The sequence below is a fragment of the Sphingomonas sp. Leaf231 genome, from assembly GCF_001421995.1.
In the GTDB taxonomy this organism is placed as follows: domain Bacteria; phylum Pseudomonadota; class Alphaproteobacteria; order Sphingomonadales; family Sphingomonadaceae; genus Sphingomonas.
Genome location: NZ_LMLS01000001.1, coordinates 1,078,189 through 1,104,831 on the forward strand (window position 1 = coordinate 1,078,189; position 26,643 = coordinate 1,104,831).

Genomic DNA, 26,643 nt, shown 5'->3' on the forward strand with positions numbered 1-26,643 from the left:
GAATGAGGAGCTACCCCGGCACCTCGCCATAACGGAGGCCGGCCATGGATCCTCGTCTGTACGCCTGCCCCGTCGCGACCTGAAAACCGCGAAGACCGCCATCCGTCTCGATCCCGCGCCATTCCACCCGTCGTCGTCCCGACGCCGGACACGATAGCGCCTGCCCGTTTCACCCGTTCGCTCCAGGGAGTTCCCCATGGCCTATCTCATGCTCGACGATCCCCGTGCGGTCGTCACCACCGCCCCCCAGCCTGCCCCGCTTCCGGTGGCGACGATGCCCTGCGCCGATCCGACCCCGACCCGGCTGACCGCGCTGGAATGGTCGGTCGTGGCGCTGGCCCGCAAGGACCGGCTGTCGTCGCTGCGTCGGCCGGGGCGGCTCGCCGTCGCGCTCGGGATCGTGTTCAAGCCGCAGCACAATCCGATGCTCGCGGACGAACGGCTGGAGGCGCTGCGCCGCATGGCCGTGCTCGGCTGGCATTACGGCTACACCGTGCCCACCACGGAATTGAGCCGCTTCCTCGACGCCGGCTTCTCGCCCGCGCAATACGACCTGATGATGGACAGCATCGGCGTCGCGAAGCTGCGCACCGCACACCGCTAACCCAGCGACAACCGCGCGCCCAGCGCGGCGGCCAGTGCCGGGATCATCGTCGCCGCACCGACCTTCAGGAACCGCACGAAGCCGACGTCCTCGCCCTCGCGCCGGATCGCCTGCAACCACAGGATCGTCGCCAGGCTGCCGGTCACCGACAGGTTCGGTCCCAGGTCGACCCCGATCAGCAGCGCGTCGACGATCACGCGCGGCGGATGCGCCTGCGCCACCGCGGTGCCGGCGATCAGCCCGGCGGGCAGGTTGTTCATCAGGTTGGACGCGAACGCCAAGACGGTTCCCGTCCACGCCGCGCCCCGCACCGGGTCCGCCGCCGCATCGCGCAAGCCCTGCGCGACCCATGCGATCACCCCGGTGCGGTCCAGCGCCTCGACCAGCACGAACAGCCCTGCGACCAGTGGCAGCACGCTCCACGACACCGCACGCGCGGTCGCCAGCGGCGATCGCCGGACCAGCGCCGCGATGCCCAGCGTCGTCGCCATCCCCGCCGCAAAGGTCGCCGACCCCAATGGCCGGTCGAGTGCGGACACGACCAGCAACAGCACCGCCGTCGCCGCGATCCCCGCCAGCGCCGCCTTGCCGCCGCGCGACAGCCCGGCGCGCCCGGCCACCGTCTCGCACGTACCCGCCAATCCCGCCCGCTCGACATGACGCAGCATCGCGAACGTCACCGCGATCGCCGCGATGGAGGGCAGCGCGAACGACGCGAACCACGCGCCCAGCGGCGGCATCCGCCCGCCATACAGGACGAGGTTCGCCGGATTGGAGATCGGCAGCACGAAGCTGGCGGCATTGGCGATCAGCGCGCAGGCGAACAGCAGCGGCAGCGGCTCCGCCTTCGCACGCCGCGCGGCGGCATAGACCGCCGGGGTCAGCACCACCGCGGTCGCGTCGTTCGACAGGAACGTCGTCGTGACGATCCCGGTGGCATAGACCAGTGCGAACAAGCGACGCGGCGATCCGCGCGCATGGCGCACCGCAACCGCCGCCACCCAGTCGAACAAGCCCTGCTCGCGCGCGGTCTCGCTCAGCAACATCATGCCGACCAGGAAAAGGTAGACGTCGGTCCCCTTGCCGATCGCCCGCAGCGCGTCGGAAGGTGCCAGCAACCCGAACGCCAGCAGCGACGCCGCCCCGCTCACCGCCCACACCGCTTCGGGCCAGCGGAACGGACGCGCGATCACTCCCGCGGTCGCCGCGGCGCAGATCGCCCAGGTCGCGCCGGTCGCGACGATCATCGAACGACGGGTGAGGCGACGAACATGCCGGCTCCCTGCCCGATCGCCACGGTGAGCGCCAGCGCTCTGGCGGCAGGCACGGATCGGTGACAGACAGGGCCGCATGACATGGCATTTCTGGATCGATCGCGGCGGCACCTTCACCGACGTGGTGGCGCGCCGTCCCGATGGCACGATGGTAACCGCCAAGCTGCTGTCGGAGGATCCGGGCCGTCGTCACGACGCGGCGGAGGCGGCGATCCGTCAGCTGACCGGCGTAACCGAAGGGCCGTTACCTCCCTGCGCGATCCGCATCGGCACCACGATCGCCACCAACGCGCTGCTCGAACGACGGGGCGCGCCGGTGCTGCTGGCGATCACCCGCGGCTTCGGCGACGCGCTGACGATCGGTTATCAGGACCGGCCGGATATCTTCGCCCGCGACATCCGCCGCCCGGCGCCGCTGTTCGCCGAGATGGTCGAGATCGACGAACGCCTGGCGGAGGATGGCACGTTGCTGGTTCCGCTCGACCGGGCGGCGGCGGCGGCGGCGTTCGCCCGCGCCTATGACGCCGGTCTGCGCGCCATCGCGATCGTGCTGGTCCACGGCTGGAAACACCACGCCCACGAAAGCGCGCTGGCGGAACTCGCGCGCGCCGCCGGCTTCACGCAGATATCGGTCAGCCATCGCACCGCGCCGCTGATCCGGCTGGTCGCGCGCGGCGATACGACGCTTGCCGACGCCTATCTGTCGCCGGTCCTGCGCCGCTACGTGCATGGACTTGAAACGTCGCTCGGCGATGCGGCGGCGGGCGGGCTGCTGTTCATGCAGTCCAGCGGCGGGTTGGTCGCGGGCGATCGCTTCGGTGGCAAGGACGCGTTGCTGTCCGGCCCGGCGGGCGGGATCGTCGGCATGGCGCGCACCGCCGGGGCGGCGGGGTTCGACCGCGTGATCGGCTTCGACATGGGCGGCACCTCCACCGACGTGTCGCTCTACGCCGGCCGATACGATCGTCGTTCGGACGCGGTGCTGGCGGGGGTGCGCGTCGCGGTGCCGATGATGCGCATCGATACGGTCGCGGCGGGCGGCGGATCGATCTGCCATTTCGACGGCGGGCGGCTGCTGGTCGGTCCGGCCTCTGCGGGGGCGGACCCCGGCCCCGCCTGCTATCGGCGCGGCGGGCCGCTGACCGTCACCGACTGCAACCTGATCCTCGGCAAGATCCAGCCGGCGCACTTTCCCGCGCTGTTCGGCCCCGATCGCAACCTGCCGCCCGACGCCACCGCCGCGCACGCCGCGCTCGACGCGCTGCTTGGCGAGGTGGCGGCGGCAACCGGCGAACGGCTCGATCCGCGCGCCGTGGCCGAGGGGCTGGTGGCGATCGCCGTCGCCAACATGGCGCGTGCGATCCGCGCCGTTTCGGTCGCGCGCGGTGAGGACCCCGCCGGCTATGCACTGGCCTGCTTCGGCGGCGCGGGGGGGCAGCACGCCTGCCTCGTGGCCGATGCGCTGGGTATGGAGCAGGTGCTGATCCACCCGCTCGCCGGCGTCCTGTCGGCGGTCGGTATCGGGCTGGCGGAACGCAGCATCGTCCGCGACGCCACCGTCGCGCTCCCGCTCGATGCTCCCGCACTCGCCACCGCGCTCGCGACGCTGCGCGACGAAGCGTCCGCCGCCCTCGTGGCGCAGGGTGTCGCCCGCGACACGGTCCGCACCGACGCACTGGCGCACCTGCGCTACGCCCGCAACGATCAGACGATCGCCGTGCCCTGGGGCACGCCCGCTGTGATGCGGGCCGCCTTTGCGGCGGCGCACCGCCAGCGATTCGGCTTCACCGGCGACGATGCACTGGTCGTCGAACAACTTCGTATCGAGGCACGCAGCGGTGACGCCGACGCCGGTCTTCCCGCGCCCGCGCTACCCGCCGTCTCCGCCGCCCCGCTCGCCACGGTCGACATGTATCTGGCCGGTGCGGCGCACCAGGTGCCGGTTCATCGCCGCGAGGGTTTGGCGTTCGACGCGCGCGTCGCCGGTCCGGCGCTGATCGTCGACCCTGTGTCCACCGTCGTCGTCGAACCCGGCTGGTCGGCGCGCGTCCTCGCCGAAGGGACGTTGCTGCTCGAACGCGGCGCGGCGCGGCGTGGTACGGCCGCCGATGCGAAGGTCGATCCGGTCCGCCTGGAGATTTTCGCCGGGCTTTTCATGGGCATCGCGGAAGAGATGGGGGCCGCGCTCCAGCGTAGCGCCGCCTCGGTCAACATCCGCGAGCGGCTGGATTTCTCCTGCGCGCTGTTCGACGCCGACGGCGGGCTGGTCGCCAACGCCCCGCACATCCCGGTCCATCTCGGTTCGATGGGCGAAAGCATCCGCACCGTCATCGCCGCCCGCTCGGGCACGATGCGCGCGGGGCAGGTCTATGCCCTCAACGATCCCTATCGCGGCGGCACCCATTTGCCCGACATCACCGTCGTCATGCCGGTGTTCGCGGACGGCGATGCGCCGGTGTTCTTCGTCGCCGCGCGCGGTCATCACGCCGACGTCGGCGGCACCACCCCCGGCTCGATGCCGCCCGACAGCCGCACGCTGGCGGACGAAGGCGTCGTGTTCGACGACGTGCTGCTGGTCGAGGATGGCGTCCTGCGCGAAGGCGCGGTCCGCGATCTGCTGGCCAGCGGCCCCTACCCGGCCCGCAACATCGACCAGAATATCGCCGACCTCGCCGCGCAGGTCGCCGCCTGCGCCCGCGGTGCCGAAGGGTTGCGCCACCTCGCCGCACGACAGGGCACCGAAGTGGTCGCCGGCTATATGGCGCATGTCCAGTCGCATGCCGAGGCGATGGCGCGCCGGATGATCGTCACCCTGCCCGACGGCCACTTCCGCTACGCGATGGATGACGGTGCGGCGGTGGAGGTCGCGGTGCGCATCGACCGTGCGACGGGCGGCGCGACGATCGACTTCACCGGCACCAGCGAACAGCGCCCGACCAACTTCAACGCGCCCCTCGCGGTGACGCGCGCCGCCGTCCTCTACGTGCTGCGGCTGCTGGTGGACGAGGCGTTGCCGCTCAACGAAGGCTTCCTGCGCCCGGTGACGATCGTCGTACCCGAAGGATCGATGCTCAACCCGCGCTTCCCCGCAGCGGTCGTGGCGGGGAATGTCGAGGTCAGTCAGGTCGTCACCGATGCACTGCTCGGCGCGCTTGGTGCGATGGCGGGCAGTCAGGGGACGATGAACAACCTCACCTTCGGCGACGACAGCTATCAATATTACGAGACGATCGCCGGCGGCGCGGGGGCCGGCCCCGGCCACGACGGCGCGGACGCGATCCAGACGCACATGACCAACAGCCGCCTGACCGATCCCGAGGTGCTGGAGACCCGCTACCCCGTGCTGGTCGAACAATTCGCGATCCGTCGCGGCTCCGGCGGCGCGGGGCGGCACCGTGGCGGCGACGGCACCCTGCGCCGGCTGCGCTTCCTGCACCCCTTGCGCGCCGGCATTCTCAGCAACCGCCGCATCGTCGCGCCGTTCGGGCTTGCGGGCGGTGCCGACGGCCTGCCCGGCGAAAACCGGGTCGAGCGCGCCGACGGCACCGTCGAACCGCTCGCCTCCACCGCGCGCATCGAAATGCGTGTGGGCGATACGCTGGTGATCGCGACGCCGGGCGGCGGTGGCTATGGAGCGACCGAATGACCGATAACGGCGCGCCTTGCCGGGCGGCGGCCGTCACGGCCGACTGCGACCGACCTCTCCTGACACACCGTGACAGGAACATCACGCAACCCGCTGCCCCAAGGGCAGGATCACCCTGTATGGCCAGCGAACGCGCCCAAGCGCGAACCCTCGTTCGGTCTCAACATTCGCAACATTCGCGCCGCGGGAGCATCCGCTAGATGCTCGTCCTTGCCGGCATCGTCGTCATCGCCGCGGGCTTCCTGCTGCGCTTCAATCCCCTGTTGGTCATCGCCGCCTCGGCACTGGTCACCGGCCTTGCCGCCGGGCTGGACCCGCTGAAGATCCTCGCCACGTTCGGCCACGCCTTCAACGACACCCGCTACGTCACCGCCATCTACATGGTGCTGCCGGTGATCGGCCTTCTGGAACGCCGTGGGCTGCAATCCCGCGCCCGCGCGCTCGTCGCCGGGCTGCGCGGCGCGACCGCCGGGCGGCTGCTGATCGGCTATCTGCTGTTCCGGCAGGTCACCGCCGCGCTCGGCCTCACCTCAGTGGCGGGACCGGCGCAGACCGTCCGCCCGCTCGTCGCGCCGATGGCGGAAGCTGCGGCGGAGCGGCAGGGGGCGGCGGACCATGCCGAACGGGTCAAGGCGCTGGCCGCCGCGACCGACAATATCGGGCTGTTCTTCGGGGAGGACATCTTCATCGCGATCGGCTCGATCCTGCTGATGAAGGGCGTGCTGGAGGGATATGGCATCGCGCTCGAACCATTCCAGCTGTCGGTGTGGGCGATCCCCACCGCGATCGCCGCCTTCGCGATCCACGGCGTTCGGCTGCTGCTGCTCGACCGGTGGCTCGCGCGCGGCGCGGCGCGGCGATGATCGGCCTCAACCTCGTCTATGGGGCCGCCGGGCTCGTCTTTGCGATCTTTGCGGCGCTGTCGGCGCGTGATCGGCGCTGGGCCAATGCCGCATTCTTCGCGCTGATCGCGGTGTCGTTCCTGGCCGGCGACCGGCTGGGCGATATCGCCAACGGCGTGCTGGTGCTGGCGCTGGTCGCGATCGCCGCCTCGGGCCGGATGAAACGCGCCGCTGCCGTCGCACCTGCTGAGGACCGCCACGGCGCCCGCGTGTTCGTCCCCGCGCTCGTCATCCCCGCGGCCGCGCTGCTCGGCACGCTGGCGTTCAAGCAATTTCCCGGCATCGTCGACCCGAAACAGGCGACGCTGGTCGCGCTGACGCTCGGCACGGTCGCGGCGCTGCTATTGTGCCACGCGCTGCTCGGCGCGCGCGCTGCCGAGCCGTTCGTCGCCGGGCGCGGGCTGATCGACGACATCGGCTGGGTCGCGATCATGCCGCAGATGCTCGCCAGCCTCGGCGCGGTGTTCGCGCTGGCCGGCGTCGGAGAGGTCGTCGGCGGGCTGATCGGCGCGGTGATCCCGGCGGGCAGCATGCTGGGAGCGGTGCTCGCCTACGCATTGGGCATGGCGCTGTTCACGATCGTCATGGGCAACGCCTTCGCCGCTTTCCCCGTCATGGCCGCCGCGGTCGGCGTGCCGCTGTTGATCCGGCAGGGCGGCGGCGATCCGGCGGTGGTCGCGGCGATCGGGATGCTCGCGGGGTTCTGCGGGACGTTGCTGACGCCGATGGCCGCCAACTTCAACCTGCTGCCAGCCGCCTTGCTCGACCTGAAGGATCGCTACGGCGTGATCCGTGCGCAGGCACCGACCGCAATACCGCTGCTCGCCTTCAACATCCTCCTCCTCTACGCGATGGTCGCATGACGCAATTGGACCGAGCCACCGCCGATCGCTTCGCCACGATGACGCTGGGTCACGTCGGTCGCGAATATCCCAACGTCCTGATGCATGTCCTGAACGGCCCGGACGATGCGAAAAGCCCGTCGCAGCTCCATCCGGTCTTTCACGGCAGCTTCGACTGGCACAGCTGCGTCCATGGCTGGTGGCAATTGCTGCGCCTGCTGCGCCTCTACCCTGATCTCGACATTGCCCCCGCGATCCGCGCGCGCGCCGATGCGATGCTGGTGCCGGACAAGATGGCCGGCGAAGTCGCCTATTTCGAACGTCCCGGCGCGGCGGGGTTCGAGCGTCCCTACGGCTGGGCATGGGCGCTGGCGCTGCATGACGAGGCGTGCCGCCACCATGCCGGTTGGGGCGACGCGCTCGAACCGCTCGCCGCATTGCTGGCGGCGCGGTTTCGCGCGTTCCTGCCGCGCCTCACCTATCCGTTGCGCGTCGGCACGCACTTCAACACCGGCTTCGCGCTGACGCTGGCATGGGATTGGGCGGCGGCGCGCGACCCGGAACTGCGCATTCTGATCGCCGACGCCGCCACGCGCTGGTTCGCGAGCGATCGCGATTGCCAGGCGTGGGAGCCGGGCGGCGACGAATTCCTTTCGCCCGCCCTGTGCGAGGCATTGGTGATGAGCCGCGTGCTCGACGCACCCACCTTCCGCGCGTGGTTCGACGCCTTCCTGCCCCGCGTCGCTAGCGGCGAACCGGTCACCCTGTTCGTCCCCGCGCGCGTGTCGGATCGTTCGGACGGCAAGATCGCGCATCTCGACGGGCTGAACCTCAGCCGCGCATGGTGCTGGCGCGCGATCGCTGCGGCGCTCGGCCCCGCGCATCCGGTCGCGCCGCGCGCGGAGCAGGCAGCGGTCGACCACCTCGCTGCCAGCCTGCCGCATCTCGGCGACGATTATATGGGCGAGCATTGGCTGGCGACGTTCGCACTGCTGGCGTTGGAAACACCATAGCCTTCAACGCGATGCCTCCTTTTACGCTCGCGGTGGGTTGATGACCGGTACCGTGCGGGGAACATCATGAACCGACCACTTCCGGACTGCGGCATCGCGCTGGTGCTTGCCGGCGGCAACGCGCTCGGCGCGTATCAGGCCGGCGTTCATCAAGCGCTGGAGGAAGCCGGCATCGTCCCCGACCGCGTCGTCGGCACGTCGATCGGTGCCATCAACGGCGCGATCATCGCCGGCAACGCGACGGCGGACCGCACCGCACGCCTGAACGACTTCTGGCGCCCCGCCCCTCCGGGCAGCGACACGCCCGGCTGGTGGGGCACCGTTCCCGATACGTGGCGGCGCACCGGTGAGGTGCTCGGCACCTTGCTCCACGGGCGCAGGGGGATGTTCTCGGGACCGGGCAGCGCGACACTGGCCGGTGCGCCCGCCGTGTTCGACACCGGCCCGATGCAGCGAACGCTCGCGACGCTGGTCGATTTCGACCGGCTGAATCGCGACACGATCCGCTATGCCGCGACCGCCGTCGACCTCGACAGCGGCGATGACGCGATCTTCGACAGCGCCGATCGCACGATCACCCCTGACCATATCCGCGCCAGCGGTGCATTGCCGCCCACCTTCCCCCCGGTCACGATCGACGGCACGCGCTATGTCGACGGTGGCGTGTCCGCGAACCTGGCGCTCGACGCGGTGCTGGAGACACCGGGCGATGCGCCGTTGCTGTGCATCGCGGTCGACCTGCTGCCGCTCGCCGCGCCGCGCGCCACCACGCTGGGCGAGATGACCGAACGGGCGCAGGACCTGACGTTTGCGATACAGACCCGCCGCAGCATCATGCGCTGGCAGGAACGCTACGCCGCCGACCCCGCCTTGCGCGACCGCTCGGTCGTGCTGGCGCATCTCGCCTATGCCGATCAGCAGCCCGAAGTGGCGGGCAAGGCGCTGGACTTTTCCCCGCTATCGGTGCGCCGTCGTTGGGATGCGGGGCAGCGCGACGGCGCGGCGCTGGTCGCACGCTGGCGGCAGGCCGCGCTTCCGATCGGAAGCCGCGGCCTGCACGTCGTCACAGCAGCTTGTCGAGCGTGATCGGCAGGTCGCGCACCCGCTTGCCCGTCGCGTGCCATACCGCGTTGGCGACCGCCGCCGCGACGCCGGTGATGCCGATCTCGCCGATCCCGTGTGCGCCCATCGGGGTGTGCGGGTCGGGAATATCGGTCCAGATCACGTCGATCTCCGGCACGTCCATGTGCACGGGGATGTGATATTCGGCGAGGCTGGGGTTCATGATCCGGCCGTTGCGCTCGTCGAACTGCGTCTCCTCCATCAATGCCATGCCCAGACCCATGATGATCCCGCCGCGGAACTGGCTGGTGGCGGTCTTGGGGTTCAGGATTCGCCCGCAATCGAACGATCCCAGCAGCCGGCTTACGCGTAGTTCGCCAGTGACGGCGTTGACCCGCACTTCGCAGAACAACGCGCTGTGCGAATGCATCGACCAGTGCATCAACTCCAGCGGCATCGATCCCGCCTTGGTCACGGTCACGCTGTCGCGCTGCGCGCGCGCCAGGATCGAGCCATAGCTTTCGCGGCGTGCCGGATCGTCGCGCTTCGCCAGTCCGCCGTCGTCGCTGGCGACCTCGTCGGGCGACAGCCCGGCGAGTGGCGAATCGTTGCCTGCGAGGGTCAGCAACTCGGCGACCAGCGCATTATGTGCCGCGATCACCGCCGCACCGATTGCGGCGGTCTGCTGCGATCCGCCGGCCATGATCGCGCCGGGGATTGCCGAATCGCCGTAACCGACTTCGATCTGCGCGATCGGAAGTCCCAGCCGCTCCGCCGCGACGATCGCTGTGGTGGTGGACGTGCCCATCCCCATCTCCGCCGCCGCGACCTCCACCGTCGCGCGCACCGTCGCGCCGTCGCGCGCCAGCGTGATGCGCGCTTCGCCGCCCGGCATCCGGTAATAGGGGTAGGTGCCCGTGGCGCAGCCGGTGCCGATCAACCACTCGCCCTCGCGACGTACGCCGGGCGTCGCGTCGCGCCCCGCCCAGCCGAACCGCTCCGCCCCCTGCCGCCACGCGGTGACGATATGTCGTGAGGAGAACGGCAGTCCGTTGACCGGATCCTGTTCGGGCTCGTTGCGGATGCGTAGTTCGATCGGATCGATCGCCAGCTCGGCTGCCAGCTCGTCGATCGCCACCTCCAGCGCGAAGGTGCCGACCGCTTCGCCCGGCGCACGCATGAACGTGTTGGCCAGCATGTTCATCCGCGCCACCTCCACCTTCAGTGCGATGTGACGCGCGGCATAGGTGCAGCGGGTCCCGAGGATGAACGGCTCGGGCATGTTGTTGTGCGGCGTCATCACCGACAGACCGGTGTGGATCAGCGCATCGAACGTCCCGTCCCGCTGCGCGCCGATCGCGACCCGCTGTTCGGTCAGCGATCGCCCGCCGACCGTCCGGTACACGCCCTCCCGCGACAGTGCGATGCGGACAGGCCGTCCCGCCAGCTTCGCGGCCGCGGCACCGATGATCTGGTGATCCCACAATCCCTTGCAGCCGAACCCACCACCGACATAGGGCGAGGTCAGCCGCGTCTTGCCCTCCGCGACGCCGAACACGTCGCCGATCGTCTGCGCCTGTTGCGTGACCATCTGGCTGGCGTCGTGGATCAGCAACTCGTCACCCGCCCAGGCGATCGTCGCGGCGTGCGGTTCGATCGGATTGTGGTTGTGGCGCGGCGTGCGATACGTGCGATCGACCTTCACCGGCGCCGCGGCCAGCGCGGCCTCCGCCTCCCCGATGTCGTTACGCAACGGTTGACCGAAGAACATGCCCTGCTCGGTCCCGTTCGCCTTCGCGCCCGCCAGCGTCGTCGTCGATGGTTCCTCGGCATAGCTGAAGCGCAGCAGCGCGGCGGCGTGATCGGCCTGCTCCTGCGTCTGCGCCAGCACGCACGCGATCGGCTGGCCATTCCAGTGGATGCGATCGTCCTGGAAGATCGGCAGGTCGGCGGGGCCGACCGCGTTCGGCCCCGAACCGAACACCGCCGGCGTCTTCATCGGCGGCGCGTTCAGGTGCGTCATCACCAGCACCACGCCCGGCGCAGCCTCCGCAGCGCCGCCGTCGATCGCCGATATTCTCCCGCGCGCGATCGTCGCATAACGCAGCGCGGCAAAGACCATGCCATCGAAGCGGAACTCGGCCGCGAACGGCGCGGCCCCTTTCACTTTCAACGCGCCGTCCAGCCGCGATACCGGCGTGCCGATCAGCCCGTGCTTGCGCGCGATCAACGGGTCGGGCACCCCGCCCGGTATCCAGCTGTCCGGAGCCAGCGGCACCAGTTTTTCCATCGCGCCCTGCATCAGCCCCTGCGCCGCCTGTTTGGCGGTATCGACGATGCTCATGCCACCTCTCCCCGTGCCAGTTCGCTCAGCACCGCCGCCAGCGTGCGGGTGGTCAACGCCGGCTTGAATGCATTGTCACGCAACGGGCGCGCATCGGCGAACTCGCGCGCCGCCGCCGCGTGGAACGCCTCTTCTGTAGCCGGGCCATTGCGAAGCGCGGCTTCCGCACGCGTCGCGCGCCACGGCTTGTGCGCGACCCCGCCGAACGCGATCCGCACGTCGGCGATGCGATCGCCCTTCATCTCCAGCGCCGCCGCCACCGATACCAGCGCAAAGGCGTAGCTCGCGCGGTCACGCACCTTGCGATAGGTGGAGCGCGCCGCCATCGGCAACGGCGGCAGCGCCACGCCGGTGATCAGGTCGCCCGGCTCCAGCATCGTGTCCCGTTCGGGCGCGTCGCCGGGCAGCCGGTGCAAGTCACCGAACGGCAGCACCCGCGCGCCGCCACGCCCCTCGACATGCACCACCGCATCCAGCGCAGCCAGCGCCACGCACATGTCCGACGGGTGCGTAGCCACGCAGGCCTCGGACGCGCCCAGCACGGCGTGGATGCGCGTGAACCCGCCCCGCGCATCGCAACCCGATCCCGGTGCCCGCTTGTTGCAGCGCGAACCGTCGGTGTCGTAGAAATAGGTGCAGCGCGTCCGCTGGAGCAGGTTGCCGCCCACCGTCGCCATGTTGCGGATCTGCGCCGACGCGCCCGCCAGGATCGCACGGGACAGCATCGGATAGCGTGTGCGCACCGTCGGATGGGCGGCCAGCGCCGTGTTGCGCACCCCCGCCCCGATCCACAGGCCGCCGTCCTCGCTGTCGTCGATCCGGTCGGACAGACCGGTGACGTCGACCAGCAGGTCGGCCTCCGCCACCGTCTCCCGCAGCAGGTCGACCAGATTGGTCCCCCCGCCCAGATACGCCGCCCCGGCCGTCGCGCCCAGCCGCAACGCCTCGCCCGTGTCGCCGGCGCGCGTATAGCCGAACGGCGTCATGCCCCCGCCTCCGCCGCGAACGTGTGCCGGATCGCATCGACGATGCCGTTGTGCGCGCCGCACCGGCACAAATTGCCGCTCATCCGCTCCTGCACCTCCTCACGCGTCAGCACGACGTCGCCGGAGAGGTCGCTGGCAAGATCCACGGTCACATGACTCGGCACGCCGCGCCGCGCCTCCGCCGCCATGCCGATCGCCGAACATATCTGCCCGGGCGTGCAATAACCGCACTGGAAACCGTCATGCTCGATGAACGCCGCCTGCAACGGGTGGAGCGCGTCGCCGTCCGCCAGCCCCTCGATCGTGGTGATCTGCCGGCCGTCATATTGCACCGCCAGCGCGAGGCACGACAGAATGCGCTCGCCATCGACCAGCACCGTGCAGGCACCGCACGCGCCCTGATTGCAGCCCTTCTTCGTGCCGGTCAGGTGCAACGTCTCGCGCAGGTGATCCAGCAACGACACGCGCGGATCGGTGGGTGGTGCCGCCGGCACCCCGTTGATGATCAGCGACATTCATCCGTCTCCGTGGGCGTGGACCGCCGGAACGTCAGGATAACATTGATTTACCCGGCGGGAAGCCTTTTCAGGGTCGCAGCGGCCATCGACACGCGACGCGCGCTTGCCTTGCAACGCGGCATCGGCAAGCATGGATCGACAAGGGGATGACAGATGATGAAGCCGTTTCTGACCGGCCTGTCGGTGTTGGCCGCGTCCACCGCGGCCGCGCAGACAGCGCCGGTGGCGACCACCTATATCCACGCCGGCACCTTGCTCGACCGTCCCGGCAAGCCACCGCGCGGCCCAACGACGATCGTGGTGCGCGACGGCAAGGTCGCGGAATTGCGCGACGGCTTCGTCGCGGCGGCGCCGGGCGCACGGCTCGTCGACCTGCGCGGCGCCTTCGTCATGCCCGGCATGGTCGACATGCACGTGCATCTCTGGGGGATCGGCGGCGATCCGCTGCGCGCGCGGCTCGCTGCGCTCAATCGCGACCGCTTCGACGATCAGATGACCGCCGTCGCCAATGCCCGCACCACGCTGGCCGCCGGCTTCACCTCGGTCCGTGATCTCGGCGGCGATCCGCGCGGCATACGTGCGTTGCGCGACGCGATCGACGCCGGAACGGTCGAAGGCCCGACGATCACCAACGCCGGGGAAATGATCTCCGTCACCGGGGGCCACGGCGACGCCGGAAACGGCCTGGGCGAAGAGTTCGCCGAAGCGGTCCACGCGCATGAGATCAACCTGTGCGACGGCCCGGACGATTGCCGACGCGCGGTGCGTGCGCAGGTGTCGCTCGGCGCGCGCGTCATCAAGTTCGCGGCGACCGGCGGCGTGCTGTCGAACGTCAGCGGCGGGCTGGGTCGCGCGATGACGCCGGAGGAGATGCGCGCGATCGTCGACGCCGCCCACGCGCTCGGCCGCAAGGTCGCGGCGCACAGTCATGCGGCGGAGGGCACGAAGGCGGCGCTGGAGGCCGGCGTCGATTCGATCGAGCACGGCACGTTCCTCGACGACGACACCATCGCGCTGTTCAAGGCCCGGGGCGCGTGGCTGGTCCCGACCGAAATCGCGCCGGTCGCCGCGCTGGCACAGGCACGCGGCGGCGCGCTGCCGCCCGCAACGATCGCCAAGGCCGAAGCCGCCGCAACCGCGATGGCGGCCAACCACCGCCGCGCCTATGCCGCGGGGGTAAAGGTGGCGTTCGGCACCGACACTGGTGTGTCGAAGCATGGCGACAACGCCGGCGAGTTCGCGTTGATGGTGGAAAACGGGCTTACCCCGACGCAGGCGATCGTCGCGGCGACGGTGGGAGCAGCCGAACTGCTCGGGCGCGACGATATCGGCACGCTTGCCCCCGGCAAGACTGCGGATATCATCGCCGTGACCGGCTCCCCGCTTCAGGACGTCTCCAGGCTGCGCCACGTCGATTTCGTCATGCATCGCGGCACGATCGCGAAGGCGACGCCGAACGACGGCTGACGCCAGCGCCCGTTTCGATCGAATCACAGCTTCTGCCAAGGAAACCGACGTTGCGCCTTACCCTTGCCATCGCCCTGCTCACCGCCACCCCCGTCGCCGCGCAACAGCAACAGCAACAGAATGCCGCACCTGCCGACGCGCCGACCCGCGCCTTCACGGGCAGCGACCTGTTCGGCCTGTCGATCGCCGCCGATCCGCAGATCAGCCCGGACGGGCGGACGATCGTCTACGTCCGTCGCACCGCCGACGTGATGACCGACCGCATGGCATCGTCGCTGTGGCTGATCGACGTCGCCACCGGTCGTCAGTCGCCGTTCGCCGCGCAAGGCTCCAGCCCGCGCTGGTCGCCGGACGGCACGCGTGTCGCCTATGTCGCGGGCGATGGTGATCGGTCGCAGCTGTTCGTTCGCTGGATCGCCACCGGCGCAAGCGCGCGGGTGACCGGTTTCCCCGGCGATCCGCAGGCGCTGACATGGTCGCCGGACGGCACCCGCCTCGCCTATGTCGCGACCGTCGCCGGAGAGGCGACCACGCTCGGCAAGGCGCCGCCCCGTCCGGAAGGCGCGAAATGGGCCGAGCCGCTGACCGTCATCGACCGCGTCAACTATCGCAACGACGGCCCCGGCTACGTCAAGCCCGGTCGCGATCATCTGTTCGTCGTCGCCGCGGATGGCGGGGCGACGCGGCAGCTGACCTTCGGCGCATTCGACGATGGCGGTCCCCTGTCATGGGCGCCGGACGGCCGTGAGATCGTGTTCGCCGCCATTCGCGGTCCGGACGCGGAACGTCAGGTGATGAACTCGGACGTGATCGCGGTCGACGTGGTCAGTGGTGCGCTGCGCACGCTCACCACCCGCGACGGGCCGGACGCGCAACCGCGCGTCTCCCCCGACGGCACGCGCATCGCCTGGCTCGGCTTCGACGACCGGCGACGCAGCTACGAGAACACGCAATTGTACGTCGGCGCACGCGATGGTGCCGCGCCGCGATCGCTGACCGCCGCGCTCGACCGGTCCATCGAGGATGCGGTCTGGGCCGCGGACGGGCGCAGCCTCTATGCCAGCTACGACGACCACGGGCACCGCAAGCTCGCGCGCGTCGCGCTCGACGGCCGGCTGACGCCGCTGGTCGACAATGTCGCGGGTGGCGGGCTCGACCGTCCCTATACCGGCGGCGAGTTCTCGGTCTCGCGCAACGGCACGATCGCCTATACCGGCGGCGACGCGGGGGCGCCGGCGGACATCTGGGTACGCACCGGCGGGACGTCGCGCCGCCTGACCCAATTGAACGCGGTGATGACCGCTGCCAAGGCGCTCGCCCCCGTCCGAAAGATCGCGGTCACCGCGCCGGACGGCCGGCCGATCGACGCGTGGCTTGCCACGCCCCCGGGCCGCGCGCCCGGTGCGCGGCTGCCGCTCATCCTCGAAATCCACGGCGGCCCGAACAGCGCCTATGGACCGGGCTTCGCCACCGATGTGCAACTATACGCCGCGGCCGGCTATGCGGTGCTGTGGACCAACCCGCGCGGGTCGACCTCGTACGGGGCGGAATTCGCCAATCTGATCGACAAGAAATATCCCGCCGACGATTACGGCGACCTGATCGCCGCGGTGGACGCAGCGATCGCGGATGGCACCGCCGATCCCGACAATCTGTTCGTCACCGGCGGATCGGGCGGCGGGGTGCTGACCGCCTGGATCGTCGGCAAGACCGACCGCTTCAAGGCAGCCGCCACGCAGAAGCCGGTCATCAACTGGACCAGCGAAGCACTGACGATGGACAATACGCTGTTCACGTCGCGCTACTGGTTCGCGAAGCTGCCATGGGAGGATCCGATGGATTACTGGAACCGCTCGCCGCTCAGCCTCGTCGGCAACGTCAAGACGCCGACGCTGGTGGTGGTCGGCAGCGACGATTACCGCACGCCGGTTTCCGAATCCGAGCAATATTATGCCGCGCTCCAGATCCGGGGGGTGCCGACCGCCTTGGTCAAGGTGCCCGGCGCCAGCCATGGCGGCTTCACCGCGCGCCCGTCGCAATCGGCGGCCAAGGCATCGGCGATCGTGGCGTGGTTCGACCGTTACCGGGCCGCCACGCCACCGAAGTGACCGTCAGTGCGTCGACGCCGTGGCCGCGCCGATCCCGGTCTCGGCGCGGACGCGCTGCGCCAGATACCCGCCGCGGTCGATCGCCGCGCGCGGGCTGCGGTCCAGCGTCGACACCAGCCAGATCGTGAAGAACGCCACCGGCATCGAGAAGATCGCCGGCGAGGAATAAGGGAACACCGCGGTCGCATGGCCGAGGATGGTCACCCACACCGCCGGCGAAAGCACCGTCAATCCGACCGCCAGCACCAGCCCCAGCGTCCCGCCCGCCACGACGCCGCGCGTCGTGCACCCCTTCCAGAACAGCGAGAGCAGCAGCACTGGAAAATTCCCCGACGCCGCCACCGCGAACGCCAGGCTGACCATGAACGCGACATTCTGCTTCTGGAACACGATCCCGAGCAGGATCGCCGCCACCGCCAGCACCAGCACGGTGCGCCGCGATACGCGCAACTCCGCTGCGGGATCGGCATCCCCCTTGCGGACCACCGTCGCATAGAGGTCGTGGCTGACCGCCGACGCACCGGACAGCGTCAATCCGGCCACCACCGCCAGGATCGTCGCGAACGCCACCGCCGAGATGAAGCCCAGGAACAGGTTGCCGCCGACCGCATGCGCCAGATGGATCGCCGCCATGTTGCCACCGCCCAGCAATCCGCCGGCCGCGTCGAGATAGCGCGGCTGCGTCGCTACCAGCACGATCGCGCCGAAGCCGATGATGAACGTCAGCAGGTAGAAATAGCCGATCCATCCGGTTGCCCACAGCACGGAGCGCCGCGCCGCCTGCGCGTCCGGCACAGTGAAGAAGCGCATCAGGATATGCGGCAAACCGGCGGTGCCGAACATCAACGCCAGCCCGAACGACACCGCCGATACCGGATCCTTGATGAAGTTGCCCGGCCCCATGATCGAGCCGCCCCGCGCGGCCGCCTCGGCCGGGCCGATGCCGGCGGCGGTCGCCAGCCCGGTCTTCACCGCCACGGCGCGTGCGAACAACGCCTCGAACGAGAAGCCGAACTGCGCCATCACCACCAGCGCCATGAACGTCGCGCTGCCCAGCAACAGCACCGCCTTGACGATCTGCACCCATGTCGTCGCGGTCATGCCGCCGAACAGCACGTACAGTGTCATCAGGACGCCGACGATCACCACCGCATATTCGTAACGCAGCCCGAACAGCAGCTTGATCAGCTGTCCTGCGCCGACCATCTGCGCGATCAGGTAGAACAGCACCACCGTCAGCGTGCTGATCGCCGCGAACGTCCTGACCGGCGGTTGCGCGAAGCGGAAACTGGCGACGTCCGCGAACGTGTAGCGGCCCAGATTGCGCAGCCGTTCGGCCATCAGGAACAGGATCACCGGCCAGCCGACCAGAAAGCCGATCGAGTAGATCAGCCCGTCATAGCCATCCGCGAAGATTTGCGCGGAGATGCCCAGGAACGAGGCCGCCGACATATAGTCGCCCGCGATCGCCAGCCCGTTCTGGAACCCGGTGATCCCGCCGCCGGCGGTGTAGAAGTCGTTGACCGTGCGCGTCCGCCGCGCCGCCCAGCGGGTGATCGCCAGCGTCAGCAACGCGAAGACCGCGAACATCGCGATCGCGGTCCAGTTCGTCGCCTGCTGCACCGTCTGCCCGGCGATCGCATCCGCCGATGCCGTACCCGGCAGCAGCGCCACGCCCGTCGCGACGGCCCGCACGGCCACCGCCCTCACGCGCGTGTCTCGCCGCGAAGCGCTTGGGTCAGCGGATCGAACACCCGCGCGGCGCGGCGCACGTAGATGCCCGTCAGCACGATCGCCAGCACGATCACCCCGAAGCCGATGACGATCCCGATCGAGGTCACTCCTGCGCCGATCGGTCGTGCAAGCAGGTCCTTGTCGAATGCGATCAACAGGATGAAGCCGAGGTACGCCGCCAGCATCACGCCCGTCAGCGTCCAGGTGAACCGCCCGCGCTGTCGCACCAGCGCGATATAGCGTGGATCGGCGGCGATCCGCTCCGCATCGGCATCGGCATCGTTCATCATCGGCCCCTTCCCTGAGTTACATACCATGCAGAGAAGCCCGCGCCGCGCAAGCGCGTCGCATGTCGGGGGTACGATACCGGCTGAGGGGATGCCCATCACGCCCGGCCCGCCGCACCCGGCATCGAACGCAGAGCCGCCGTTTCGAACGAACCGACGAACCGCTGCCATCGATCATTGCTTGCTGGAAAGCGTAAGTGGCGGAGAGGGTGGGATTCGAACCCACGGTACCCGTGAGGGCACGCCGCATTTCGAGTGCGGTGCATTCGACCACTCTGCCACCTCTCCGCGAGGGTCACCAGGGGGCCGGTCGGCGCACCCGGTGGCAGGTCGAGGCGCGGCCCCTACCCTGCCGTCGCACCCGACGCAAGCGCATCTCGTGTTGTGCGGCAAGATTTCCGCACTAGATACGAACCATGACCTGCGACACGCTGGCTGACCCATGCCCCGACAACGATCCGGTCGCTCCGCCGATCGCCCATGCCCGCTTCGCGATTGGTGAAGTGGTGCGCCACCGCATGCTCGACTTCCGCGGCGTGATCTTCGATGTCGATCCGGTCTTCGCCAACAGCGAGGAATGGTATCAATCGATCCCCGAAACGCTGCGCCCGCGCAAGGACCAGCCGTTCTACCACCTGCTCGCCGAGAACATGGAATCGAGCTACGTCGCCTATGTCAGCCAGCAGAACCTGGAGCATGACGACAGCGACGAACCCGTCGAGCATCCCGCGATCGCCGGGCTGTTCGACCGGCTGGCGGACGGGCGTTACGGATTGAAGCCGTTGCACCGCCACTGACCGGCGGCGCGCGGTTCCTTTCAGGGAATCGGTTGACACCGGCGGGGTCGCACCTTACTCGCCGCCCTTCAACCGCATCGGCGCGCCCGACGCGGTCCATGACATTTGGGAAGCAATTCCCGTTGAAGGAATGAACGTAGCCATGTTCGCAGTCGTGCGCACGGGCGGCAAGCAGTATCGCGTCGCCGCCGGAGACAAGATCGTCGTCGAGAAGATCGAGGGCGAGGCCGGCGCGTCCGTGACGCTCGGGGACGTGCTGCTCGCTGGCGAGGGCACGGAACTGAAAGACGTCGCGGGCCTGACGGTCGCCGCCGAGATCATCGCCCAGGCAAAGGGTGAGAAGGTGATCGTTTTCAAGAAGCGTCGCCGTCACAACTATCGTCGCCGCAACGGCCATCGCCAGAACCACACGATCCTCAAGATCGTTTCGGTCGGCTGAGCCAGTAGCGCGAAGGAGCAAAAGCAATGGCACATAAGAAAGCAGGCGGTTCGTCGCGCAACGGTCGTGACTCGGCCGGTCGTCGCCTCGGCGTGAAGAAGTTCGGTGGTCAGGAAGCGATCGCCGGCAACATCCTCGTGCGTCAGCGCGGGACCAAATTCTATCCGGGCCGCAACGTCGGCATCGGCAAGGATCACACGCTGTTCGCGCTCGTCGACGGTCGCGTGGTGTTCCACGATGGCAAGCTGGGCCGTAAATTCTGCTCGGTCGATATGATTGCGGCTGCGGCCGAGTAACATGGGGTGACCACACGGGTTGCCCACCAGGGTGACCCGGGGTTCCAGACGGAACCCAGCCAGACAAGGGAGACGGGTCCGCCCCGGCTCCCTTTTTTTCATGCTCCCTGCCCCTGATGCCCGTTGTCGCGCCATCGTCATGGTTGCGTGGCACGGCCTGTCGAAGGAGATGGAGCATGTTTGCGTTGACGCCCCGTTTGACGTTGCGGCCGGGCTGGCTGGAGGACGCGCCCGCACTCGCGCGCGCGATCGGCCATGAGGCGGTCGTGCGCCGCCTTGCCCGCGCGCCCTGGCCCTACGCACTGGGCGATGCGGAAGCGTTCCTGTCGTTGCCGCACACCGCCGCCGACGCACGCTTCGTCATCATCGAGCGTTGCGCCGGATACCGCCTGATCGGTGGGATCGGGTTGCAACGCACCGACGCGGGCGATCACGAACTCGGCTATTGGCTGACCCCCGACGCCTGGGGCCGCGGCTACGCGACGGAGGCTGCGCGCGCCGTCATCGACATCGCGCGCCACGCCCTGCCCGTCACGCGCATCGCCGCATATCACCACGCGGACAATCCGGCGTCGGGCCACGTCCTGCGCAAGCTCGGCTTCGTCCAGACCGGTCGGTCGCAGCGCCACGCGCTGGCACACGGCGGCCTGGTCGAGGCGATCGACTTCGCGCTCGATCTCGACGCCGATGCCGCGCGAAACGAACTGGCGATGCCGATCGCAGCGTAAGATAAGGCCGCACCCCGCTCCATCACGGCCGGCGACGCCGTCGTAGCGCGCACCGACGATGCCTCGATCGCGGTTCCTCAAGTGGTCGACACATCATCGCCCGCTTCCCCGCCCCGGACATATTGCAGGACGATTCCATGGAAGGGAGGCATCACATGTGCCGGAGATGATCGGGCCGGAATAAAGCCGGCTTCTATTCGCAATGCCATCCAAGCGACCGTGCTGGGGATGTGCCATGCTGTCCCGTGGTCTACTTGTCTTGCTATGCCTCGCCGGCTGTGTTTCCGACCGTCATCGACTTCCGACCTCGGCCACTCCGGTGTCGTTGACGCTAATCGACACAGCCCGACAACGACCTGTGACTATCCTGATGTTCGGCAAGGTATCGACGGTACTGCCGAAACCTTTGGCTGTCATATCCCATGGCCATGGCGGGCACGCGAAGGACCATACATTCATCGCAAATGACCTGGTCGCAAAGGGTTATGTCGTCGCCTCCGTTGAGCACGAGGAGCGGCCCGGTGATCCGCCGATGGCGAACAGTGGCGACCTCGCGAAGCTGCGGCGGCCGGTTTGGCGGATCGGAGCCGACAGCATCAGGTTCGTGATCGCGGAGATGGCGCGCCGGGGCTTTGTCGATCCGAGCATCCTGAAGCCGTGACGGCCGCAATCTCGCTGGACAATCGAAGGATGCGGTTGCCGCGAACAAGTCGCCCAAAGGTCTGCTCGCTTCGATCCAGCGACTTCGAGGTCGATCGGGGCGTTCTGCCATCATGGACCGAGCAGCAGGCTATGGGCATGCTGATCGTCGACGTACCTGCGAAACATGATGACATGTGGGATGGAGGTACGTCCGGGCAGAAAAAGGCGATTTTGAAGGTCATCGCGGATTGTCTCGATCACGCTGCGGTGCGGTGACCGCCCCCCATGACGGACGTATGACGGGCGGCGGCACCGGCGATCTCGCCGCAGACTGCGGATGTCAGCCGCTTTCCCGGATGCCGTTCGCCGGCCGCGCGCTGTCCTACACGGCCGTCCGCGGCTATCGTCCGCGACGATGGCCGCCCGTCACATCCCGCTACGCATGTTACGCGAGCCGCCGCCCTCGCCGGCCGCGCGGGGGAAGTGTTGCGGAGCGCGACGTGGTGTAAGCTTTGTCAACTTCCAGCCGTCAGCCCAGGCGTCGCGCGCACAGGTCGCCGCGCTATGCCGCCGCGCGCGGCAGCACCGCCGCCTCGTAATCGCTCTCGGCCAGCGCGATCAGCGCACGGTCGTCGTGCTGCCATGGGTGGAAGCCGGGCAGAAAATAAGCCGCCCACACCCGCGCCACCTTTCGCGCCATGCCGGGGTTGCCGAAAGCGTACCAGAACATCCGCGCCCACACCTTCGGCCCGGTCAGGCCGTCCTGCCGCAACAATTCGGCCATGCCGCGCGCGCGGCCATGGACGAATCGCCACGTCGTGATCAGCATCACCAACGCCTTGACCCGCCAGCGGGTGAAGCGGGGCCAGTCGCGCGTCGCGTGCAGCCACGTGTCATATGCGACACCCTTGTGCTCGATCTCCTCGGCGGCATGCCACAGCCACAGCGCGCGTGCCTGCTCGTCGCCGCCCGCCAGATGCCGGGGGTCGGCGATCAGTTCGTGCGCCAGCATCGCCGTGAAATGTTCGAGCGCGCTGGTCGCCGCCAGGCTTCCGATCGGCGGGCGTCCCTTCGTCAGCGCCAATGCCGCATCAACGTCGCGCTCCAGCAGGGCCGTGTCATACCCCTGATCCACGACGTGGCGGTTGAACGCGACATGCTCGCGCGTGTGGATCACCTCCTGCTTCACGAAGGCGTTGATCTCGCGCGCCAGCCGCGGCGGCGTGCCCTCGCGGAACCGACGCACGCTGTCGACGAAGAACCCCTCTCCCTTGGGGAACGTCACCGACAATGCATTGTAGAAGGCGGTGGCATAGGGATCGTCGTTCAGCCACCAGCGCCGAATCGACCGACCGCGACCGAACCGGCGGTCGCGCGGGCTGATCGTCAGGTCGGCCGGGGTGGTTGCTTTCGCCACGGAAACCTCCACTACGGACGAGTGCGTCCGTTAACTTACACTGGTGTCAATTAGGTGCCGTCGGTATCCATTGCAACCCCGCGCCGGCGGCTCAGTCCCGCGGCGTCGCGCGATGCGGCGCTGGAGGCGGCGCGCACGTTGCTGGTCGAGCAAGGGCCGCAGGCGGTGACGCTGAAAGCGGTGGCGGCGCGAATCGGGCGCACGCATGCCAATCTGCTTCACCATTTCGGCTCCGCCGCCGGCTTGCAGCAGGCGCTGATCGAACGGATCGCCGCGCATGTCGTCGGCACGATTCGCGAGGCGGTGCGCCGGTCGCGCGAACGCAAGGACCCGGCGGAGCTGGTAGACGTGGTCTTCGACGCATTCGGCCGCAACGGCGCAGGCGCGCTCGCCAGCTGGATGATCCTGAACGGCAACCAGGACGCGCTCGATCCGATCCTCAGCGCGGTCCACGACCTCGTCGAGGATTTGTCGCGCGAGGAACAGCGCCCCGACGCCCCGATCAGGGACGAGACGTTGCAGCTGGTGCTGGCGGCGCTCGGCGACGCCTTGCTGGGCGGGCCGATGGCCCGCGCGCTGGGCCTGCCCCGCGACCGGGCGCGGGCGCTCGCGGGGCAGATGCTGTTGCGGGATCGGGCCGCGACCGAGTAGCGCGCCGCCGCTGGACGATCGATCAGCGTTGGACGGTCGCTTTCGGCTTTGTCAGGCTGACTTCCGCATCGAGCGCGGCAGCCAACACCTTGGGCCGGTTCCGCGCTCCCGGCGGGGTTGTGCGTTGCGGGCGGCACCCAAGTGCCTGGAATACATCAGGCAGGTCGTCGCGCGTCTCGGGGTCGGGGTGCAGCATCGCGGTTTCGATGCGGGCGCAACGCAGGTCGTTCCAGTTCGCCTTCTCCAGTGCGCGGGCCGGGATGATGACCAACGCGATCAAGGGGATGATCATGTAGATCCAGAACACCACACGGCGGAGGCGGTCCGGCCGCACATAGCGGGCGCCTGCCAGCATCGCGATCGCTCCTGCACCCCATAGTCCGGCATAGAAAAGCCAGTCCGGATCGGCAAGGCGAAGCAAGGGCTGGGTGACGAAGGCCAGCACCGCCGCCGCTGGAACGGCTCCGACGTAGATCACCTCGATTGTGTCGGCGAACGAACGCTGCCCGGTTGCGGGCATGGGATGGTCACTCACGAAATTTCCTCTTCATCGCTGGCGGGCGGCCCGACCCTATGCGGGCTGCGTTCCGGGCACGCTCCGATGTCGCTTTAGCGGCGCTAAAGCGGTACGGGACGTGCCATGCATTTTCTCGATCAAGCCAAAATCTTCGTCCGCTCTGGTGCGGGTGGTCCCGGCGCCGTCAGTTTCCGGCGCGAAAAGTACATCGAATACGGCGGCCCCGATGGCGGGAACGGCGGCAAGGGCGGCGACATCGTGTTCGAAACCGTCGCCGGGCTGAACACGCTGATCGACTTCCGCTACACCCAGCATTTCCGCGCACCGCGCGGGCTGGGCGGGTCGGGCAGCAACCGCACCGGCGGCGGCGGCGACGATCTGGTCATCCGGGTCCCCGTCGGCACACAGATCCTTGCGGACGACGAGGAACGCACGCTGCTGGCCGACCTGACCCGCGTCGGGGAGCGAATCACCTTCCTTCGCGGCGGCGACGGCGGGCGCGGGAACGCCAGTTACAAGACCTCCACCAATCGCGCGCCCCGCCAGCACGGCACCGGCTGGCCGTATGAGGAGGCGTGGATCTGGCTGCGGCTGAAGCTGCTCGCCGACGCCGGCCTGGTGGGGCTGCCCAACGCCGGCAAGTCGACCTTCATCAACCAGGTCACCAATGCGCAGGCGAAGGTCGGTGCGTATGCCTTCACCACCACCCGTCCGCAGTTGGGCGTGGTCCGCCACAAGCAGCGCGAGTTCGTGGTCGCGGACATCCCCGGCCTGATCGAGGGCGCCGCCGAGGGTGCCGGCATCGGTGACCGGTTCCTCGGTCATATCGAACGATGCCGCGTGCTGCTCCACCTGATCGACGCCAATGATGCGGACGTCGCCGAAAGCTATCGCATCGTCCGCGGCGAACTGGCGGCCTATGGCGGCGGGCTGGACGAGAAGCCGGTGGTGGTCGCGCTCAACAAGATCGACACGCTCGACGACGAACTGATCGCCGCGCTGTCCGCAGAACTCGAAGAGGCGAGCGGTGCGGAGGTCATCCCGATCTCGGGAGCTAGCGGCGTGGGCGTCGACTGGGCGCTGGATCGCCTGCTGGAGGCGATTCCGACCGCGGATCGCCCGGTCGACGACGATGGCGAGGAAGCGACGCTGGAATGGTCGCCGGTCTGACCGGCCAACTGAAATAACGCCCCTTCCTCGCGTCCGCCGATCCACCACCCTATAGATGCAGGGGAAGGGTGGATTTATAATGCAGATTATGACTCGAACGTTGGTCGGGTTGGCGGGTCTCGCTCTACTGACCTCGTGCGGTGGCGGCGACGGTGGCGATGGGGGCCAGCCCGCGGGTGGCACGACTCCGGCGCCCGCGGCGTCCCCGTCGCCCACGCCGACGCCCGCACCGTCGCCCACCCCATCACCGGTGCCGACGCCCTCGCCTGCGCCGACGCCGGCGTCGGCGCCGTCCCCCGTCGCCGTGGTACCCTATACGCTGGGCTCGCTGGGCTACACGCTGGCGCCAGACACCCCGGCCGACAAAGCAGCCGCGATCCGCGACGCAATGGATTTCGCGGTCGATCACGCCAATGCGCTCGGCGCGTTCTACGGCAACGTGAACGTCGCCTACAATGCGGGTGTGCGGACGGCGGACGCGAGCTATCTCGGCACGATCCGGTTCGGCGGGTCGATCGGCCGGCGGGTGGCCCTGCACGAACTGGCGCATTGGCTCGGCTCCGGCTCGGTCGGCGAATGGGGCCGGCAGGTACAGGCTGGCCGATTCACCGGCGCGCTGACGGTCGCACGGATCACGGCGTACGAAGGCCCCACGGCGTGGCTGAACGCCGATGGCCAGCATTTCTGGCCGTACGGACTGAACTACGACAACGAGTTCGGCGAGACCCAGCGCAACACGCAGTTGGTAAGCGCACAGGTCGTCGACATGGGGCGCGGCGGCGACGCGACCGCGGCGATCGCGGGAACTCGCCGTTTCCAGAACAGGTCGAGCAGCATCGTCCTGCAGGCGGCCGCCGCCGCCGACGTACCGTCGCAGGGACCTTCCGTCGGCGGGGGCATTCAGCAATGGCGCACCGTTTTCGCGGATGGGTTCATCACGCTCGCCAATGTCGCGGATGGCCGCATGATCCAGGCGAGCGGCACCGGCGACGGCGTCGCGGCGACCCTCGCCGCACCCGCGACGATGCCCGCGCAGCGATGGGAGATGATACCGACCGGCGACGGCTGGTTCCTGCTGCGCAACCGCGCGACCCGCAACTGCCTCGACAATGCCGGTAACCTTGCCGCGGGCGCGGCGATCCGGCTGTGGGGCTGCGGCTCCTCTCCAAACCAGCATTGGCGATTGATCCGCTGACGCC

Annotated in this window: 24 protein-coding genes and 1 tRNA gene; 16 read left to right on the top strand and 9 right to left on the bottom strand. The window is 69.0% G+C overall.

Annotated elements, in window-relative coordinates:
• Positions 1 to 196: 196 nt before the first annotated feature.
• Positions 197 to 604 carry a hypothetical protein gene (locus tag ASE95_RS05030; RefSeq protein WP_056632237.1) on the top strand — a complete coding sequence of 136 codons (408 nt, stop codon included), beginning with the start codon at positions 197 to 199 and terminating at the stop codon, positions 602 to 604.
• Here the strand turns inward: ASE95_RS05030 and ASE95_RS05035 are convergent.
• The gene (locus tag ASE95_RS05035; RefSeq protein WP_056632239.1) at positions 601 to 1,851 is read right to left on the bottom strand and encodes an arsenic transporter; all 1,251 of its coding nucleotides are present in this window, start codon (positions 1,849 to 1,851) and stop codon (positions 601 to 603) included. The two genes, ASE95_RS05030 and ASE95_RS05035, sit on opposite strands and share 4 nt — an antisense overlap.
• Positions 1,852 to 1,954: 103 nt before the next feature.
• Between ASE95_RS05035 and ASE95_RS05040 the strand changes: the two genes are divergently transcribed.
• The 5 genes from ASE95_RS05040 to ASE95_RS05060 all read left to right on the top strand — a co-directional run bounded on the left by ASE95_RS05040 (position 1,955) and on the right by ASE95_RS05060 (position 9,367).
• The gene (locus tag ASE95_RS05040) at positions 1,955 to 5,524 is read left to right on the top strand and encodes a hydantoinase B/oxoprolinase family protein (RefSeq protein WP_056632242.1); all 3,570 of its coding nucleotides are present in this window, start codon (positions 1,955 to 1,957) and stop codon (positions 5,522 to 5,524) included.
• 200 nt (positions 5,525 to 5,724) lie between these two features.
• The gene (locus ASE95_RS05045) at positions 5,725 to 6,387 is read left to right on the top strand and encodes a DUF969 domain-containing protein (RefSeq protein ID WP_056632246.1); all 663 of its coding nucleotides are present in this window, start codon (positions 5,725 to 5,727) and stop codon (positions 6,385 to 6,387) included.
• Positions 6,384 to 7,289 (top strand): DUF979 domain-containing protein, encoded by a 906-nt coding sequence (locus ASE95_RS05050; protein WP_056633256.1) that lies wholly within the window; start codon positions 6,384 to 6,386, stop codon positions 7,287 to 7,289. Before ASE95_RS05045 ends, ASE95_RS05050 begins: the two co-directional genes overlap by 4 nt.
• Entirely contained in the window at positions 7,286 to 8,281 is a 996-nt protein-coding gene (locus tag ASE95_RS05055) for a DUF2891 domain-containing protein (RefSeq protein WP_056632248.1), read from the top strand. Before ASE95_RS05050 ends, ASE95_RS05055 begins: the two co-directional genes overlap by 4 nt.
• A gap of 66 nt (positions 8,282 to 8,347) precedes the next feature.
• Positions 8,348 to 9,367 (top strand): patatin-like phospholipase family protein, encoded by a 1,020-nt coding sequence (locus ASE95_RS05060; protein WP_056632251.1) that lies wholly within the window; start codon positions 8,348 to 8,350, stop codon positions 9,365 to 9,367.
• Here ASE95_RS05060 and ASE95_RS05065 read toward each other — a convergent pair.
• From ASE95_RS05065 to ASE95_RS05075, 3 genes are read right to left on the bottom strand one after another with little or no spacing between them, the layout of a single operon-like run.
• On the bottom strand, positions 9,345 to 11,687 hold the full coding sequence (locus ASE95_RS05065) for a xanthine dehydrogenase family protein molybdopterin-binding subunit (RefSeq protein ID WP_056632253.1): 2,343 nt from the start codon (positions 11,685 to 11,687) through the stop codon (positions 9,345 to 9,347). The two genes, ASE95_RS05060 and ASE95_RS05065, sit on opposite strands and share 23 nt — an antisense overlap.
• Entirely contained in the window at positions 11,684 to 12,673 is a 990-nt protein-coding gene (locus ASE95_RS05070) for an FAD binding domain-containing protein (protein WP_056632256.1), read from the bottom strand. The genes ASE95_RS05065 and ASE95_RS05070 overlap by 4 nt, the downstream gene beginning before the upstream one ends.
• Positions 12,670 to 13,188: a 2Fe-2S iron-sulfur cluster-binding protein gene (locus ASE95_RS05075; RefSeq protein WP_082449552.1), complete on the bottom strand. Its 519-nt coding sequence runs from the start codon at positions 13,186 to 13,188 to the stop codon at positions 12,670 to 12,672. The genes ASE95_RS05070 and ASE95_RS05075 overlap by 4 nt, the downstream gene beginning before the upstream one ends.
• Positions 13,189 to 13,344: 156 nt before the next feature.
• Here ASE95_RS05075 and ASE95_RS05080 point away from each other — a divergent pair, with 156 nt between their 5' ends.
• Both ASE95_RS05080 and ASE95_RS05085 read left to right on the top strand, forming a co-directional pair.
• On the top strand, positions 13,345 to 14,658 hold the full coding sequence (locus ASE95_RS05080) for a metal-dependent hydrolase family protein (RefSeq protein WP_056633262.1): 1,314 nt from the start codon (positions 13,345 to 13,347) through the stop codon (positions 14,656 to 14,658).
• A gap of 50 nt (positions 14,659 to 14,708) precedes the next feature.
• The gene (locus ASE95_RS05085; protein ID WP_082449553.1) at positions 14,709 to 16,766 is read left to right on the top strand and encodes an alpha/beta hydrolase family protein; all 2,058 of its coding nucleotides are present in this window, start codon (positions 14,709 to 14,711) and stop codon (positions 16,764 to 16,766) included.
• A 3-nt stretch (positions 16,767 to 16,769) separates the two neighbouring features.
• On the opposite strand, the gene ASE95_RS05090 is transcribed toward ASE95_RS05085, so the two are convergent.
• The 3 genes from ASE95_RS05090 to ASE95_RS05100 all read right to left on the bottom strand — a co-directional run bounded on the left by ASE95_RS05090 (position 16,770) and on the right by ASE95_RS05100 (position 19,075).
• Positions 16,770 to 18,476 carry a cation acetate symporter gene (locus tag ASE95_RS05090; RefSeq protein WP_056632260.1) on the bottom strand — a complete coding sequence of 569 codons (1,707 nt, stop codon included), beginning with the start codon at positions 18,474 to 18,476 and terminating at the stop codon, positions 16,770 to 16,772.
• On the bottom strand, positions 18,473 to 18,787 hold the full coding sequence (locus ASE95_RS05095; RefSeq protein WP_156347878.1) for a DUF485 domain-containing protein: 315 nt from the start codon (positions 18,785 to 18,787) through the stop codon (positions 18,473 to 18,475). Before ASE95_RS05095 ends, ASE95_RS05090 begins: the two co-directional genes overlap by 4 nt.
• A gap of 198 nt (positions 18,788 to 18,985) precedes the next feature.
• Positions 18,986 to 19,075 (bottom strand) — tRNA-Ser (locus ASE95_RS05100).
• A gap of 128 nt (positions 19,076 to 19,203) precedes the next feature.
• Here ASE95_RS05100 and hspQ point away from each other — a divergent pair.
• From hspQ to ASE95_RS05125, 5 genes are all read left to right on the top strand, one after another.
• On the top strand, positions 19,204 to 19,584 hold the full coding sequence (gene hspQ, locus ASE95_RS05105; RefSeq protein WP_056632266.1) for a heat shock protein HspQ: 381 nt from the start codon (positions 19,204 to 19,206) through the stop codon (positions 19,582 to 19,584).
• A 142-nt stretch (positions 19,585 to 19,726) separates the two neighbouring features.
• Positions 19,727 to 20,023 carry a 50S ribosomal protein L21 gene (gene rplU / locus ASE95_RS05110; protein WP_056632268.1) on the top strand — a complete coding sequence of 99 codons (297 nt, stop codon included), beginning with the start codon at positions 19,727 to 19,729 and terminating at the stop codon, positions 20,021 to 20,023.
• Positions 20,024 to 20,049: 26 nt separating this feature from the next.
• On the top strand, positions 20,050 to 20,319 hold the full coding sequence (rpmA, locus tag ASE95_RS05115) for a 50S ribosomal protein L27 (RefSeq protein ID WP_022687450.1): 270 nt from the start codon (positions 20,050 to 20,052) through the stop codon (positions 20,317 to 20,319).
• 176 nt (positions 20,320 to 20,495) lie between these two features.
• Positions 20,496 to 21,047 (top strand): GNAT family N-acetyltransferase, encoded by a 552-nt coding sequence (locus ASE95_RS05120; protein WP_082449555.1) that lies wholly within the window; start codon positions 20,496 to 20,498, stop codon positions 21,045 to 21,047.
• A 370-nt stretch (positions 21,048 to 21,417) separates the two neighbouring features.
• Positions 21,418 to 21,708 carry an alpha/beta hydrolase gene (locus ASE95_RS05125; protein ID WP_056632271.1) on the top strand — a complete coding sequence of 97 codons (291 nt, stop codon included), beginning with the start codon at positions 21,418 to 21,420 and terminating at the stop codon, positions 21,706 to 21,708.
• A 543-nt stretch (positions 21,709 to 22,251) separates the two neighbouring features.
• On the opposite strand, the gene ASE95_RS05130 is transcribed toward ASE95_RS05125, so the two are convergent.
• The gene (locus tag ASE95_RS05130; protein ID WP_200918737.1) at positions 22,252 to 23,106 is read right to left on the bottom strand and encodes a metal-dependent hydrolase; all 855 of its coding nucleotides are present in this window, start codon (positions 23,104 to 23,106) and stop codon (positions 22,252 to 22,254) included.
• Positions 23,107 to 23,160: 54 nt separating this feature from the next.
• Between ASE95_RS05130 and ASE95_RS05135 the strand changes: the two genes are divergently transcribed.
• Positions 23,161 to 23,757 carry a TetR/AcrR family transcriptional regulator gene (locus ASE95_RS05135; RefSeq protein WP_235528191.1) on the top strand — a complete coding sequence of 199 codons (597 nt, stop codon included), beginning with the start codon at positions 23,161 to 23,163 and terminating at the stop codon, positions 23,755 to 23,757.
• 22 nt (positions 23,758 to 23,779) lie between these two features.
• Here the strand turns inward: ASE95_RS05135 and ASE95_RS05140 are convergent, their stop codons facing one another.
• The gene (locus tag ASE95_RS05140) at positions 23,780 to 24,277 is read right to left on the bottom strand and encodes a hypothetical protein (RefSeq protein WP_056632277.1); all 498 of its coding nucleotides are present in this window, start codon (positions 24,275 to 24,277) and stop codon (positions 23,780 to 23,782) included.
• Between the two features lie 120 nt (positions 24,278 to 24,397).
• On the opposite strand from ASE95_RS05140, the gene obgE reads away from it, so the two are divergent.
• On the top strand, positions 24,398 to 25,444 hold the full coding sequence (obgE, locus tag ASE95_RS05145) for a GTPase ObgE (protein ID WP_056632280.1): 1,047 nt from the start codon (positions 24,398 to 24,400) through the stop codon (positions 25,442 to 25,444).
• Between the two features lie 250 nt (positions 25,445 to 25,694).
• Complete coding sequence (locus tag ASE95_RS05150) at positions 25,695 to 26,639, top strand: RICIN domain-containing protein (RefSeq protein WP_056632283.1); 945 nt, start codon at positions 25,695 to 25,697, stop codon at positions 26,637 to 26,639.
• Positions 26,640 to 26,643: the final 4 nt, after the last annotated feature.